Source organism: Zobellella denitrificans (genome assembly GCF_002407485.1).
GTDB lineage: Bacteria > Pseudomonadota > Gammaproteobacteria > Enterobacterales > Aeromonadaceae > Oceanimonas > Oceanimonas denitrificans.
In genome coordinates, this window is the sequence record NZ_CP012621.1 from 1964435 (window position 1) to 1978425 (window position 13991).

General features: G+C 69.2%; 13 protein-coding genes. 3 read left to right on the forward strand and 10 right to left on the reverse strand.

Features of this window, described 5'->3' with window-relative positions:
- Positions 1–43 precede the first annotated feature (43 nt).
- Complete coding sequence (locus tag AN401_RS09295; RefSeq protein ID WP_198401856.1) at positions 44–2905, forward strand: AMP-binding protein; 2862 nt, start codon at positions 44–46, stop codon at positions 2903–2905.
- A 37-nt stretch (positions 2906–2942) separates the two neighbouring features.
- Here AN401_RS09295 and AN401_RS09300 read toward each other — a convergent pair whose 3' ends face one another.
- The gene (locus AN401_RS09300) at positions 2943–3134 is read right to left on the reverse strand and encodes a hypothetical protein (protein WP_094038805.1); all 192 of its coding nucleotides are present in this window, start codon (positions 3132–3134) and stop codon (positions 2943–2945) included.
- A 113-nt stretch (positions 3135–3247) separates the two neighbouring features.
- On the opposite strand from AN401_RS09300, the gene AN401_RS09305 reads away from it, so the two are divergent.
- Positions 3248–4027 carry a dienelactone hydrolase family protein gene (locus tag AN401_RS09305; protein ID WP_094038804.1) on the forward strand — a complete coding sequence of 260 codons (780 nt, stop codon included), beginning with the start codon at positions 3248–3250 and terminating at the stop codon, positions 4025–4027.
- A 239-nt stretch (positions 4028–4266) separates the two neighbouring features.
- Here AN401_RS09305 and AN401_RS09310 read toward each other — a convergent pair whose 3' ends face one another.
- Genes AN401_RS09310 through AN401_RS09350 form a run of 9 tightly spaced genes read right to left on the reverse strand, consistent with a single transcriptional unit; the run spans position 4267 to position 11874 of the window.
- Complete coding sequence (locus tag AN401_RS09310; RefSeq protein ID WP_094038803.1) at positions 4267–4863, reverse strand: VOC family protein; 597 nt, start codon at positions 4861–4863, stop codon at positions 4267–4269.
- 29 nt (positions 4864–4892) lie between these two features.
- Positions 4893–6467, reverse strand: coding sequence for a GMC family oxidoreductase (locus AN401_RS09315; protein WP_094038802.1), 1575 nt, complete (start codon positions 6465–6467; stop codon positions 4893–4895).
- A gap of 39 nt (positions 6468–6506) precedes the next feature.
- Positions 6507–7091 (reverse strand): gluconate 2-dehydrogenase subunit 3 family protein, encoded by a 585-nt coding sequence (locus AN401_RS09320; protein ID WP_096779168.1) that lies wholly within the window; start codon positions 7089–7091, stop codon positions 6507–6509.
- Complete coding sequence (locus AN401_RS09325; protein WP_096779169.1) at positions 7075–7815, reverse strand: lipoate--protein ligase family protein; 741 nt, start codon at positions 7813–7815, stop codon at positions 7075–7077. The genes AN401_RS09320 and AN401_RS09325 overlap by 17 nt, the downstream gene beginning before the upstream one ends.
- Positions 7796–8503 (reverse strand): 2-oxo acid dehydrogenase subunit E2, encoded by a 708-nt coding sequence (locus AN401_RS09330; protein WP_094041382.1) that lies wholly within the window; start codon positions 8501–8503, stop codon positions 7796–7798. The genes AN401_RS09325 and AN401_RS09330 overlap by 20 nt, the downstream gene beginning before the upstream one ends.
- A complete protein-coding gene (locus AN401_RS09335; RefSeq protein WP_096779170.1) occupies positions 8500–8742 on the reverse strand; it encodes a lipoyl domain-containing protein in 243 nt (80 codons plus the stop codon). Before AN401_RS09335 ends, AN401_RS09330 begins: the two co-directional genes overlap by 4 nt.
- A complete protein-coding gene (locus AN401_RS09340; protein WP_094041380.1) occupies positions 8739–9767 on the reverse strand; it encodes an alpha-ketoacid dehydrogenase subunit beta in 1029 nt (342 codons plus the stop codon). Before AN401_RS09340 ends, AN401_RS09335 begins: the two co-directional genes overlap by 4 nt.
- Complete coding sequence (locus AN401_RS09345) at positions 9764–10870, reverse strand: 2,3-butanediol dehydrogenase (protein WP_176442115.1); 1107 nt, start codon at positions 10868–10870, stop codon at positions 9764–9766. Before AN401_RS09345 ends, AN401_RS09340 begins: the two co-directional genes overlap by 4 nt.
- A gap of 17 nt (positions 10871–10887) precedes the next feature.
- Positions 10888–11874 carry a thiamine pyrophosphate-dependent dehydrogenase E1 component subunit alpha gene (locus tag AN401_RS09350; RefSeq protein ID WP_094041379.1) on the reverse strand — a complete coding sequence of 329 codons (987 nt, stop codon included), beginning with the start codon at positions 11872–11874 and terminating at the stop codon, positions 10888–10890.
- A 222-nt stretch (positions 11875–12096) separates the two neighbouring features.
- Here AN401_RS09350 and AN401_RS09355 point away from each other — a divergent pair, with 222 nt between their 5' ends.
- Entirely contained in the window at positions 12097–13989 is a 1893-nt protein-coding gene (locus tag AN401_RS09355; RefSeq protein ID WP_198401857.1) for a sigma-54-dependent Fis family transcriptional regulator, read from the forward strand.
- Positions 13990–13991: the final 2 nt, after the last annotated feature.

Consider the following 13991-nt stretch of genomic DNA (forward strand, 5'->3'; position numbering starts at 1 on the left):
GAGACAGGCTGGACCCGGATGCCGCCGCATCCGGCCCGGCGGCGTGATCCACCGCAACCAGGGCGACCCGGTGCAAGACGAAGACGACAGCCCCCAACCCGACGGCGCCCGCGCGCAACAACTGCTCGCGCTGGTCGACCAGACCCTGCGCGATCTGCAGCCGGAAGCCCCGGCGATGCCGCCCGCCCGGCTCGACAGTTCCCTGGACCGGGATCTGGCCCTCGACAGCCTGGCGCGGATGGAGCTGCTGCTGCGTATCGAGCAGGCTTTCGCGGTCGACCTGCCGGAAGACACCCTGCAGCGGGCAGACACGGTGCGGGATCTGCTGCTCGCCATCGAGCAGGCGCCAAGCGCCGACGCGGCCCGGGTCAGCCGGCGCCGCCCCCTGGGCGACCTCTCCCGCCCGGCCCCGGTGGCGGACGAGCGGGGGCTGCTGGCCGCCACCACCCTGCCGGAGGTGCTCGACTGGCATGAGCGGGCCCACCCGCAGCAGGTACAGAGCATCCTGGTCACCGACGAATCCGAGCAACGGCTCAGTTACGGCGAGCTGGCGGCCGGCAGCCGGGGGGTGGCGGCCGCCCTGCAGCAGGCCGGGGTCGAGCCGGGCCAGCGGGTGGCCATCATGCTGCCCACCTCCCTCGCCTACTTCCACTGCTACTTCGGCATCCTGAGGATGGGCGCCATCCCGGTGCCCATCTATCCGCCGGCGCGGGCCTCCCAGCTCGAAGACCATGTGTTGCGCCATGCCGGCATCCTCGCCAACGCCGCCGTGGTGCTGATGATCACCGTGTCCGAGGCCATGGTGGTGGGCCGCCTGCTGCAGGCCCGGGTGAGCAGCCTGCGCCGGCTGGCCACCCCCGAGCAGTTGGTCGCGCCGGCGGACGGCCTGCGCCCGGTCGACATTCGCGGCGAGGACACCGCCTTTATCCAGTACACCTCGGGCAGCACCGGCAACCCCAAGGGGGTGGTGCTGAGCCACGCCAACCTGCTCGCCAACATCCGCGCCATGCAGGGGGTGCTGGCGGCCAGCCCGCGCGACGTCTTCGTCAGCTGGCTGCCGCTCTACCACGACATGGGGCTGATCGGCGCCTTTCTCGGCAGCCTCTATGTGGGCCTGCCGCTGGTGGTGATGTCGCCCCTCACCTTTCTGGCCAGGCCGGAGCGCTGGCTGTGGGCCATCCACCGCTATCGCGGCACCCTCTCGGCGGCCCCCAACTTCGCCTACGAACTCTGTCTCAAGCGCATCGAGCCGGCGGCGCTGGAGGGACTGGATCTCGGCAGCTGGCGGCTGGCCTGCAACGGCGCCGAGGCGGTCAGCCCCGACACCCTGCGCAGCTTTGCCGAGCGGTTCTCCCCCTATGGCCTGAAGCCCGAAGCCATCACCCCCGTCTACGGCCTGGCCGAGGCGTCGGTCGGCCTGCTGTTCCCCCCGCTCGGGCGCGGCCCGCTGATCGACAATGTCCGGCGCGAACCCCTGGCACGGGAACACCGTGCCCTGCCCGCCGCCGAGGGGGACGAGAGCGCCCAGCGCTTCGTGTCCTGCGGGGCGCCCCTGCCCGGCCATGCCATCCGCATCGTCGACGAGGCCGGCCGGGAGGTGGGCGAGCGCATCGAGGGCCGGCTGGAGTTCAGGGGCCCTTCGGCCACCCGGGGCTACTTCCGCAATCCCGCGGCCACCGCCGGGCTGTTCCACGATGGCTGGCTCGACACCGGCGATCGCGCCTATGTCGCCGCCGGCGAGGTCTACCTCACCGGGCGGGTGAAGGACATGATCATCCGCGGCGGCCGCAACCTCTATCCCCAGGAAATCGAGGAGGCGGTCGTCGCCGTCGAGGGGGTGCGCAAGGGCGGGGTGGCGGTGTTCGGCAGCCCGGATCCGGCCACCGGCACCGAGCGCCTGGTGGTGCTGGCCGAAACCCGACTGGCCGGTAGCGCCCTCGCCGCCCTGCATGGGGCCGTGGTGGATGCCGTGCTGAAGGTGCTGGGCGAGCCGCCCGACGAGGTGGTGCTGGCCCCGCCCCGCACCGTGCTCAAGACCTCCAGCGGCAAGGTGCGCCGTGCCGCCTGCCGCAGCCGCTATCTGCAGGGAGACGTCGGCCAGGTCGCGCCCACGGCCCGGGTACAACTGCTGCGCTTAGGGGTAGGCAGCGCCGCGCTCTGGTTGCGCCGCCTGGGCGGGAAACTGGTTCGTGCCGCCTTCGCCCTGCATGCCATGCTGATGCTCGGACTGCTGGCTCCCCCTGTCTGGCTGGCGACCCTCGCCACGCCATCGCCCGCCTCGGCCTGGCGCCTGGGCGGCCGGGCGGCCCGCTGGCTGCTGCGCCTGACCGGCATCCCCTTCAGGGTGGAAGGCGTGGATCGGCTGCCGGCGGGCCCCTGCGTGCTGGTGTGCAACCACGCCAGCTACCTGGATGGCCTCTTGCTGGTGGCGGCCCTGCCCCGGCCCTACGCCTTCGTCGCCAAACAGGAACTGCGCGACCAGCTCGTCGCGGGTAGCTACCTGAAGAAGCTGGGGGTGGCCTTCGTCGAGCGCTTCGAACTGCGGCGCAGCGTGGAGGACGCCAACCGCCTGGCCGGGCTGGTCAGGGGCGGGGGCTCGCTGCTGGTGTTCCCGGAGGGGACCTTCGTCGCCCGCCCGGGGCTCCTGCCCTTCCACCTGGGCGGTTTTCTCGCCGCCGCCGGCGCGGCCGTGCCGGTGGTGCCGGTGGTGATCCGCGGCAGCCGATGGGTGCTGCCCGCCGAACGCTGGTGGCCCCGGCACGGCGCCCTGGAGGTGGAAGTGGGCGCCCCCCTGCCGCCCCGGCAAGAGGACGAGGACGTGTTCGCGGCGGCAGTGCGGCTCCGGCAGGCGGCCCGCGCCTGGATCGCCCAGCAGTTGGCAACGACAGAGCAGGAGGAGGAATAAGGGAATAAAAAACGACCCGCCGGAGCGGGTCGGATGGTCAGTAGTAGATATCTTCCGGGTTGTGCACCTGGGGGTCGTCCAGAATATCATCCAGATCCACGTCGAACTCCCGCTCTTCCCCCTGGGCCTTCATATGCAGGCTATGGTGTTCGGCATCGATCGACATGATCCAACCCGGGCCTTTTCGGGTGGCACAGAGCATGCCGCTGTGCAGCCTTGACAGTTCCATGATGGTTACCTCCTCCGCTGTACCTCTCTTCTAAAGTATTAACCCTCTGGCCCATACCCCCAAGTCGGCGGGTCTACACTGGGAGTGACGCGACATCAAAGGGAGACAACATCATGAAGGCAATGGCCATTCCCCTGCTGCTGCTGGGCGCCTCCGCCCAGGCCGCCGTGGTTACCGAAGAGGTGCGCTACCAGCTCGACGGCCAGTCCTACCTGGGCTACCTCGCCTACGACGACAGCCTGCCCGCGCCCCTGCCCGGGGTGCTGGTGGTGCACGAGTGGTGGGGCCACAACGACTATGTGCGCCAACGGGCCGACATGCTGGCCGAGCTGGGCTATGCCGCCCTGGCCCTGGACATGTACGGCGACGGCCGGAACACCGAACACCCGTCCGAGGCGGGCGAGTTTGCCAAGGCGTCCCTGGCTTCCCTGCCCCTGGCGGAGCGGCGCTTCAACGCCGCCCGGGACTGGCTGGCCGCCCACCCGCGGGTCGATGACGGCCGTATCGCCGCCATCGGCTACTGCTACGGCGGCGGCGTGGTGCTGCACATGGCCCGCGCTGGCGCCGAGCTGAAGGCGGTGGCCAGCTTCCACGGCTCGCTCGCGCCGCTGGCAGATCCCCTGCCCGCCGGCAGCCCGGTGCGCATTGCCGTGTTCAACGGCGCCGCCGATCCCCTGGTACCGGCGGAGCAGGTGGCCGCCTTCCGCCAGGAAATGGACGCCGCCGGCGCCGACTACCTGCTGGTGGACTACCCGGGCGCCCTGCACGCCTTCACCAACCCCAGGGCGGACAGCGTGGCCGCCGAGTTCAATATGCCGCTCGGCTACGACGCCCAGGCCGACAAGGACTCCTGGCTGCAGTTGCAGGCGTTTTTGCATGAAAGCCTGGAATAAGGGTTCACCATAAAACGTGAGCAGCGCGATATCTCACCTGTAGGCGCCCGTTTACGTGGCGCAAACCCGCAGCCACTGGGGAGCGCGGACGGAAATGGGGCACCCTTTGCCGCCGCTTTGTGCCGGGTCATGCCGGATCATGCCGGATCATGCCGGCTAAAGCGGCATCTACAGCGGCTACGCCGAGACAGCGCTGCTCCTGCTGCCTAAGTTTTTAACTATATGGCGTGCTTACGGTGCTATTTCTCCGGCGTGCGCGGATCCCAGAGCCCGCGCTCCAGGCCCTGCTCATAGGCCATGCCGCCGGGGGCGCTCACCAGCTCCAGCTGCAGGCCCCAGGGCGCCAGGAAGTAGACCCAGGTCAGCCCCGCCGCCGGCCCCTCGGTGAAGGTGCTGGGTTCACCCAGCACCCGTATCCCCCGCTCTGTCAGGTAGGCCACGGCGGCGGCCATGTCATCCACGTAGAAGGCCAGGTGATGGCCGCCGATATCGCTGTTGCGCGGCCCGCGCCGGTTCTGATCCGGGGCGCTGTACTCGAACACCTCCAGGTTGGTGCCGTTGCCGCAGCGCACCATCTGGAAGTCGCGGATGCGGGCCCGTGGGTGCACGTTCAGGTGGCGTTCCATCCAGTCGTCCTCGAAGCTGAACTCGCCGAAGGTGAAGAAGGGCTCGCAGCCGAGCACCCGTTCGAAGAAGTCGACCGCCTCCTCCAGTCGGGGCACGGTAATGCCGATGTGCTGCAGGCCCTTCATGCCCGGCATGGGATCGGCGGCGGCCGGGAGGTGGGTGGCCAGGGCGGCCCCGATCAGGCTGCCGGTCAGTCCTTGTTTGATCATTGTTGCTTCCTTTTTGGTCAAGGGCGGGATCAGAGTTCCCGCCGGCTCATGGCGTTGGCGATGTATTCGGCCTGGCGTACCGCCAGCGCGACTATGGTCAGGGTCGGGTTGGCGGCGGAGCTGGAGGTGAACTGGCTGCCGTCGGAGATAAAGAGGTTGCCCACGTCGTGGCTCTGGCCCCACTTGTTGACCACCCCGTCCCGCGCCTTGGCGCTCATGCGGTTGGTGCCCATGTTGTGGCTGGCCGGATAGGGCGGCATGTCGACAACCCGGGTGGCCCCCACCGCCTCCGACACCTTGCGCCACTGGGCCAGGCCGTGGCGGCGCATGATGGCGTCGTTGGTGTGATCGGTCTTGGTGACCACGGGCACCGGCAGGCCGTACTGATCCTTCTCGCTGGCATGCAGGCTGATGCCGTTTTCTTCCTGGGGCATGTCCTCGCCACAGACCCAGACGCAGCTCATGTGGTCGTACTGCTCCAGGGCCGAGGTCACTTCCCGGCCCCAGCCGCCCGGCTTCATAAAGGCGGCGGTAAAGGGCAGGTGCAGGGCCAGGCCTTCCAGGTGGTAGCCGCCGAGGAAGCCCCGCTCCGGCTTGAGCTCGGCCTCGTCCGAGATCACCGCGGCGATGTCGAAGCCCCGGTACATGCGCACCGGCCCCTTGTGGATGGCCACCGCCGCCGCCGTGGTGTGGGTCATGTAGTTGCGGCCCACCTGGCCGGAGGAGTTGGCCAGGCCGTCGGGGAACAGGCTGGAGGCGGAGTTGAGCAGCAGCCGGGGCGATTCGATGGAATTGCCCGCCACGCACACCACCCGCGCCTTCTGCAGCTGCAGCTTGCCGTCCTTGTCGGCGTAGAGCACGCCGCTGGCCTTGCCCTGGGCGTCGTGCTCGATGCGCAGCACCATGCTCTGGGGCCGCAGCTCGGCGAGCCCGGTCTTCAGTGCACGGGGGATCTCCGCATACAGGGTCGACCACTTGGCGCCTATCTTGCAGCCCTGCATGCAAAAGCCGATCTGCTGGCAGGCGGGACGACCGTCGTTGGGCCGGGTGTTGGAGGCCACCGGCCGGCTGATGTCCTTGTAGCCCACCTTGCGGGCGCCGGCGGCGATCACCTGGTAGTGGTTGTTGGGCGGCATCTCGGGCAGGCCGCTGGCCTTGGTGCCCGCCACCCCCATCTTGCGCTCGGCGATGTCGTAGTAGGGAGCCAGCTCGTCATAGCCGATGGGCCAGTCCAGCACATTGGCGCCCTTGACCTCGCCGTAGACGCTGCGGGTCTCGAAGTCGTGGGGCAAAAAGCGCAGGGCCAGGCCGGAGAAGTGCATGGTCGAGCCCCCCACCCCCTTCACTATCCAGGCCGGCAGGTTGGGGTAGGTTTCGGCGTGGTGCCAGCCGCCGGCGGAAATGCGCTTGTCCAGCCAGGAAATCTTGTGGAACATGGCCCATTCGTCGTTCTCGAAGTCGGCCTGGGTGTAGTGCCTGCCCGCTTCGAGGATCACCACCTTGACGCCTTTTTGGGTCAGTTCGTCGGCCAGGGTGCCGCCACCGGCGCCGGAGCCGATGATCACCACGACGCTGTCGTCGTCCAGTGAGAAGGTCGCGCTCATAATGCTCTCCTTGGGATGGTTGTTGGCCGGGGCCGCCGCTCAGGCGTCCTGCTCCAGCCAGTCGATGTCGTTGAAGCCCCGGTTGAGGTAGCCGCCCTGCTCCCAGGACGAGCCCTCGTAGCCGAACAGGGGCCAGACTTCCTTGTTGTCGTAAAAACCGGTGACCAGGTGGCCCTTCAGCCGCAGGAAGAAGGCGCCGTGCTCGATCAGGTAGAGCAGTACCAGGCGATCGCTCTCCCGCTCGATGGCGGCGTAGGGCCGCAGGAAGCGCGCCCTGGCCAGCTCGTCCAGGGCGGCCGTGCCCTCGGCCAGCAGTTGCCTGAGCTCGGCGTCGTCGGCGGCCTGGGCCTCGAGCGGCGCCAGGGCCTGCCGGTAGTAGCGGTCCTCGATGTGGTCGTGGGGAAAGATGTCCCGAGCCAGCACCAGCAGGGTGTTGCCGGCCTCGGCGCCCAGCAGGGTGAACTCCCGGGCCAGGGCTTCCCGGGCCGAGGCCTCGAGGCCGGTGGCCGACAGGGCGCCCACCCCCAGGGCCACCATGCTGCCCGCGGCCAGAAAGCGCCGCCGGCTTAAGCCAGGGGTGGCCTCCACCTCGGCTACCGGTATCCGTTCATGCTTGTCCTTCATCTTCATTCCTCCGTGAAAGATGCTGCTGCAGGGTGCGCCCCAGCAGCGCCATGGCGCTGTGACCGGGCCCCAGCCCCAGCAGGCGGGAGACGGTCACGTGCCGGTCTTCCCGCACCCGCTGGGGTTGCCGGCAGTAGCGGTAAAAGTCGTTGGTCAGCCGGCACAGCTCGCCCTCGTCCTCGTCGCAGAGGATGGCGGCATGGGCCAGCACCGCCTGGGTCTCCCGCCCCTGCGCCTTGCGCCACCGCTGGGCGGTGCCGGCGAGCTTGCGGCCGTCCACCACCAGGTTGTAATCGCCATCGCAGAAGGCCCCGGGCACGGCGCCACAGTAGGCGTCGATGCCCATCTCCGCCAGGGCCGCGAGCAGCGGCCGGCAGAAGCGCCGGTAGGCCTGGCCGATGGCCCCGGGGGCCGGGGTGAGGGTGAACACCATGGCCACGTTGAGCAGGTGCGGGCTCTGCACCGTGAGATCGCCCCCGGTCTGGCGCAGCACCAGGGGCCAGCCGCGCCGGGCCAGGCGCTGGCCGGCGAGCTCGAAGCCCGGCAGTCGGCTCGAGGCGGTGGGCACCACCAGGGCGCGGCGGCTGCGCCAGAGCAGGAAGCCGTAGTCCCGCTCGCCGCGCACCACCGCCTCCAGCAGTTGCTGCTCCCGGGCCAGCCCCTGCTCCGGGCCCAGCAGCGGCGGCAGGCCGCCAGGCAGAAGGTCAGGTTTGGGCAGGCTCATCGGGTTCTCCTTCCAGCAACCGGCACAGGGTGTCGAAGAAGGCGGCGGCCGGTCCGCCGTCCACCGCCCTGTGGTCGAAGGTGAGTGACAGCCCCATCAGGGAGCGCACCCGTATCTCGCCGTCGGCGCCGACCACCGGCACTCGCCGGGTTTCGCCGATACCGAGGATGGCCAGCTGCGGCAGGTTGACAACCGGGGTGAAGAAGCGCACCCGCGAGCGACCCAGGTTGGTGAGGGTGAAGGTGCCGCCGGTCATCTCGCTCACCGACAGCCGGCCGGCCCGGGCCCGCGCCACCAGCGCCTTGCGCGCCGCCGCCAGCTCGGTCAGGCTCAGCCGCTCGGCGTCGAACAGCGCCGGGGCCACCAGTTGGGTCTCGCTCAGGGCCATGGCAAAACTCAGGTGCACCGCGTCGTAATGCAGGATCTCGTTGCCCTCCAGCCGGCCGTTGAGCAGCGGATGCCGCCGCAGCGCCCGGATCAGGCCGTGGGCCAGCAGATCCTCCAGCGACACCCGGATGCCCGCCTCGTCCAGGGCTGCCTTGTGCTCCAGCAGGGCGGTGACGTCGCACTCCCCCTGGTGGCTGAGCTGGGCCGCCTCGTCCAGGCTCTTGCGCATGGCGCCGGCGATCATGGCGCGCATGCCCCGGAGCGGGGTGCGGCGGATGTCGGCAACCGCGGTCGTGGTCATGATGCGTCCTCCAGTGCGGCGATCTGCTCGCCCTTGGCGACCACCTCGTCCGCTTCCTTAAGGATACGCAGGCGGCCGGCGGCCGGGGCCAGGATGTCGTGCTGTATCTTCTGCACCATGATCTCGGCCACCACCTGGCCGGCCTCGACCGCGTCGCCGTCGGACGACAGCCAGGCGGTGATCACGGCGTCGTCGGCTTCTTCCCAGAGATCATGGGGGATGAGTATGGCGAGGCTCATGCTTGTTGCTCCTGCATCAGTTGCCGACAGGCCTGGACGACCTTGTCCGCGTTGGGCAGCGCCCATTGCTCCATCGGCGGGGTAAAGGGAATGGGAATGTCGGGAAAGGCCAGCCGTTTGGGCGGGGCCTTCAGGGCCAGGCCCCGTTCGGCGACGGAGGCGATGATCTCGCCGCTCAGCCCGAAGCTGTGGTAGTCCTCGTCCACCACCAGCAGCCGGCCGGTCCTGGCCACCGAGGCCAGCACGGTGTCGCGGTCCAGCGGCACCAGGGCGCGCAGGTCCACCACCTCGGCGCTGATGCCCTCCTCTGCCAGGAGGCGGGCCGCCTTCAGGCCGTGGTGCACCCCGGAGGTGATGCCGACGATGGTGATGTCGCGGCCTTCGCGCACCACCGCCGCCTGGCCGATGGGCAACTGGTAGGCCTCTTCCGGCACGTGGACGATGGCGTCCTTCTCGGTGCCGAGCCAGCCCATGCCCTGCAGCGCCTTGTGGAACAGGAACACCACCGGGTTGTTGTCGCGGATGGCGGCGATCATCAGCCCCTTGGCGTCGTAGGCGTTGGAGGGAGCCACCACCTTCATACCCGGCAGGTGGGCGAAGGTGGCGTGCAGGCACTGGGAATGCTGGCCGGCGTCGCTGTAGCCGCCGCCGGTGGAGGCCATCAGCACCATGGGTACCGGGATCTTGCCGCCGGAGAAGTAGGTGTTCTTGGCCATCAGGTTGTAGATGGCGTCCATGCAGACCCCGAAGAAGTCGACGAACATCAGCTCGACGATGGGCCTCATGCCGTCGGAGGCCGCCCCCACGGCGGCGCCGATAAAGGCGGTTTCCGAGATGGGGGTGTCGCGCACCCGCTCCGGGCCGAATTCGTCGTAGAGGCCGCGGGTGTTGCCGAACACCCCGCCGAGCGGGCCTATGTCCTCGCCCATCACGAACACGGTGGGATCGGTGCGCATCTCCTGGGCGATGGCCTCGGCCATGGCCCGGGCGATGGTCAGTTTGCGTTCTTTGGTGGTGGCGGTCATGATCCGGCTCCTTCTGTGGCGTGGGCCCGGCCGGGGCTCACGATGATCTTCACGTTGCGATCCTTGTTGTGTACCAGCTCCTCGAAGCCCTGCTCGATGATGTGGTCGAGCGGGATGCGCCCGGTGATCAACGGCGTGACGTCCATCCGCCCCTGATCGATCAGGGCGATGACCTCGGCGAATTCGCCGCTGTAGGCCAGGGCGCCGACCACCTGCTTCTCGGTGGCGACGATGTCGAAGAAATTGAACTCGCTCGGCTCCTCGAAGATGCCGACCAGCACGCAGCGGCCGGCCTTGCGCAGCACGTCGATGGCGAGCTTGGCGGTCTGCTTGTGACCGATGCACTCGATGGACAGGTCGGCGCCGTCGCCGCCGGTCAGTGCCTTCACCTCGGCCACCGCATCGCAGTGGGCGGGATCCAGCACCAGGCTGGCGCCCACCTCCAGCGCCTTCTGTTTGCGCGCCGTCGACATTTCCAGGGCGATGATGCGGCCGGCGCCGGCAGCCCGGGCGCACATGATGGTGCACAGCCCTATGGTGCCGGCACCCACCACCACCAGGGTCTTGCCGGTGATGTCGCCGGCCTGGCGGACTGCGTGCATGCCCACCGCCAGCGGCTCTATCAGGGCGCCCGCCTCGAGCGGAAAGCCCGCGGGCAGCCGGTACAGCAGGTTGGCGGGCACGTTGACGTATTCGGCGAAGGCGCCGTCGTTCATCAGGCCGGTGAAGGCTAGCCGCTCGCACAGATTGATCTTGCCTTCCCGGCAGTAGCGGCACTCGCCGCAGTGCTGGCAGGCGTCGGCGGTGACCCGGTCGCCGGTGGCAAAACCCGCGACGCCCTCGCCCAGGGCCACTATCTCGCCGCAGAACTCGTGGCCGAGGATGCATTGCCCCTTGAGGCCGGTGAGCGGATGGGGCTCATCGACGGGAATAAACACCGGCCCGGCCAGGTATTCGTGCAGATCGGAGCCGCAGATGCCGCACCAGTGCACCCTGATCTGGGCCCAGCCCGGTGCCGGCACCGCCGGACGCGGAACCCGCTCCAGGCGGATATCCTGGCGGCCGTGCCAGACGGCGGCGCTCATGGTGGTTGCTTGGTTCATGGTGAGATCCTCGTGCATCAGACGAATACCTTTTCCAGGGCGGCTTCCGGCGCCGGGTAGGCACTGTCCCGGGCGAAGCGGATGGCGGCGTCCACCCGCTCGCGGGCGGCCTGCACCAGGCGCTGATCTTCCGCCTCGGTCAGGGTGCCCTCTTCGAGCAGCAGGGTGCGGAAGGCGGGAATGGGATCCCTTGCCTGCAGCGCCTCCTTCTCGCCCTTGGGCCGGTAGCCCTCGGCGTCGCCCATAAAGTGGCCGGCCAGGCGGTAGGTTTCGATTTCGATAAGGCTGGGCCCCTCGCCCCGGCGGGCCCGGTCGATGGCCTCGCCCGCCGCCGCGAAGATGGCGACGGGGTCGTTGCCGGGCACGAAGGTGCCGGGCATGCCGTAGGCGGCGGCGCGGCCGTCGTTACGGTCCACCGCGGTGGACTGGCGCTTGGCCACCGAGATGCCCCAGGCGTTGTCCTCGATCACGAACACCACCGGCAGCTGCCATACCGCCGCCAGGTTCAGGGTTTCGTGGAAGGCGCCCTGGTTGGCCGCGCCTTCGCCGAGAAAGGCCACCGCCACCCCGGGTTTGCCCTGCAGCTTGCGCGACAGGGCCGCGCCCACCGCCGGGCCCATGCCCTGGGCGATGATGCCGGAGCAGGAGAAGTTCACCCGGCCGTCGAACAGGTGCATATGGCCGCCGCGGCCGCCGCTCAGCCCCGTTTCCTTGCCGAAGATCTCCGCCGCCATCTCGTTCAGGTTCACCCCCTTGGCGATGGCGATATGGTGGGGCCGGTGGGTGGCGGTGACGATGTCGCTGGCCGACAGGTGGGCACAGACCCCCACGGCGCAGGGCTCCTGGCCGTTGGACAGGTGCATTTCGCCGGGGATGGGGCCCTTGGCCATGTTGAAGGCGGGGCTCTTGCCTTCCATGTAGATCGTCTCGATCGCTTCCTCGAAGAAGCGACTGACCAGCATCTGTTGATACATCCAGTGCAATTGGGTGCGTTCGGGTTTCATATCCCCTCCTTCGCTGTGGTGATGACGAAGCAACACTCGCAAAGGCTGTGCCAAAGATGATAAAAGAGTGTTAATGGCGTGTTTACGGGCGGTGCCGGGGATCCGAGCGGTTGCTATCGGCGCCCAGGTGTTGCAGCCCTGCGACAGCTGTCGCAGCCCGGGTGTTACAGCTGTCGCAAGCTGGACGATACTGAAACAAAGGAAAGAGCAAGGAGAGGTGCCATGTCGTTACCGGATGATGCCGTTGCCCGAATGCTGGGGGAGCGCCTGGGGCCGGACAACCGGATAGCGGATCCGCAGATTGTCGGCTCCTGGCGTCGCTGCCTGGAGCAGTACCGGCTCGATCCCGGCCATGCCCATCCCCGTCCCCGGCTGAGCGCCGCCGAACTGAAGGCTCTGCGCGAGCCCCTGGACGAACTGCTGAACCAGCCGGTCCCGGCCCTGACCCGGCTGCGCCGCAGCGCCTTCGAGGCCGGCTACAACCTGCTGCTGACCGACGCCCAGGGCGTGGTGGTGGCCAGCTACCAGGATGCGGACGCCAGCCCCGAGCTGGCCCGCAAGGGCATGGCCCCCGGCTCGGTCTGGACCGAGGCCCTGGTCGGCACCAATGGCCTGGGTACCTGCCTAGCCACCGGCCAGCCCATCACCGTCTACGCGGGCGAGCATTTCGACGCCGGCCTCCACCCCTTCAGCTGCTCCACCGCTCCCCTGTTCGCCGGCGACGGCAGCCTGCTGGGGGCCATCGACATCTCCACCTACGCCCAGGGCAGCAAGGTTCGCCAGCAACTGGCCCTGGGGCTGGTGCAGCAGACCGCCGACGAGCTGGAAGCCCTGCTGTTCCGCCGCCACCACGCCGATGCCCTGCTGGTGGCGGTGAGCGCCCGGGGCCCGGTGGCGGAGCCCACCGCCCTGCTGGCCCTGGACGAGGGCGGCCGGGTGCGGGGCCTGACCACCGCCCTGCTGCGCCTGCTCTCCTTCCACCAGCGGGGCTCCCTGCTGGGCATGCCGGTGAGCGAGCTGCTCGGGGTCGGGATCGAGCCCCTGCTGGCCAGCCGGCCCGAGTCCCCCTGCCCCCTCGGCCTGTGCCACTGGCAGGCCTGGCGGCTGGCACCGGCCTTCCGTGCCATCCCCGCCGTCAACACCAGCCGGGAGCCGGATCCGCTGGCGCAGGCCGCCGGCGAGGATCCCGGCCTGCTGCGCCAGGCCGCCATCTGCCGGCGCATGGTGGACAAGGGCATCAGCATCCTGATCCAGGGGGAAACCGGCACCGGCAAGGAAGTCTGGGCCCGGGCACTGCATAACAGCAGCGCACGGCGCGACAAGCCCTTCGTGACCCTCAACTGCGCCGCCATTCCCGAAAGCCTGATCGAAAGCGAGCTGTTCGGCTACGGCGCCGGCAGCTTTACCGGGGCGCTCAGGGGCGGCAAGGTGGGCAAGATCGCCGCCAGCTCCGGCGGCACCCTGTTTCTGGACGAGATTGGCGACATGCCACTGGCGTTGCAGACCCGGCTGTTGCGGGTGCTGGCGGAGCAGGAGGTGACCCCGGTGGGCGAACTCAGGCCGGTGCCGGTCGAGCTCAACGTGATCTGCGCCACCCACCGGGAGCTGACCGGACTGGTGGCCGAGGGACGGTTTCGGGAAGATCTCTACTACCGGATCAGCGCGCTCAAGGTCGCCCTGCCGCCGCTGCGGGAGCGGCAGGACCGCCGGGCCCTGATCCGGCGGCTGCTGGCGGAGCTGGCGGACGGGACGGTCCCGTCGCTCGGCGCCGAGGTGGAACAACGGCTGCTCGGCTATGCCTGGCCCGGCAATATCCGCCAGCTCAAGAGCGTGCTGCAGTATGCCCTGGCCATGGCCGATGAGGAAACGATCGGGCCCGAACACCTGCCCGACGAGGTGACCGGCCCCGGTCTCGCACCATCACGGGAAGAGGAGGCGCGTCCGCCCCTGGCGGCGGTCCGGGAGCAGCAGGAGCGGCAGCTGTTGCTGGATACCCTGGAACAACACCAGTGGATCATCACCCGGACGGCCGAGGCGCTCGGCATCAGCCGGGCCACCCTGCACCGCAAGATCAACCGCCACGGCCTGGTGTCGCCCAACAAGGGCGGGCGCTGAAC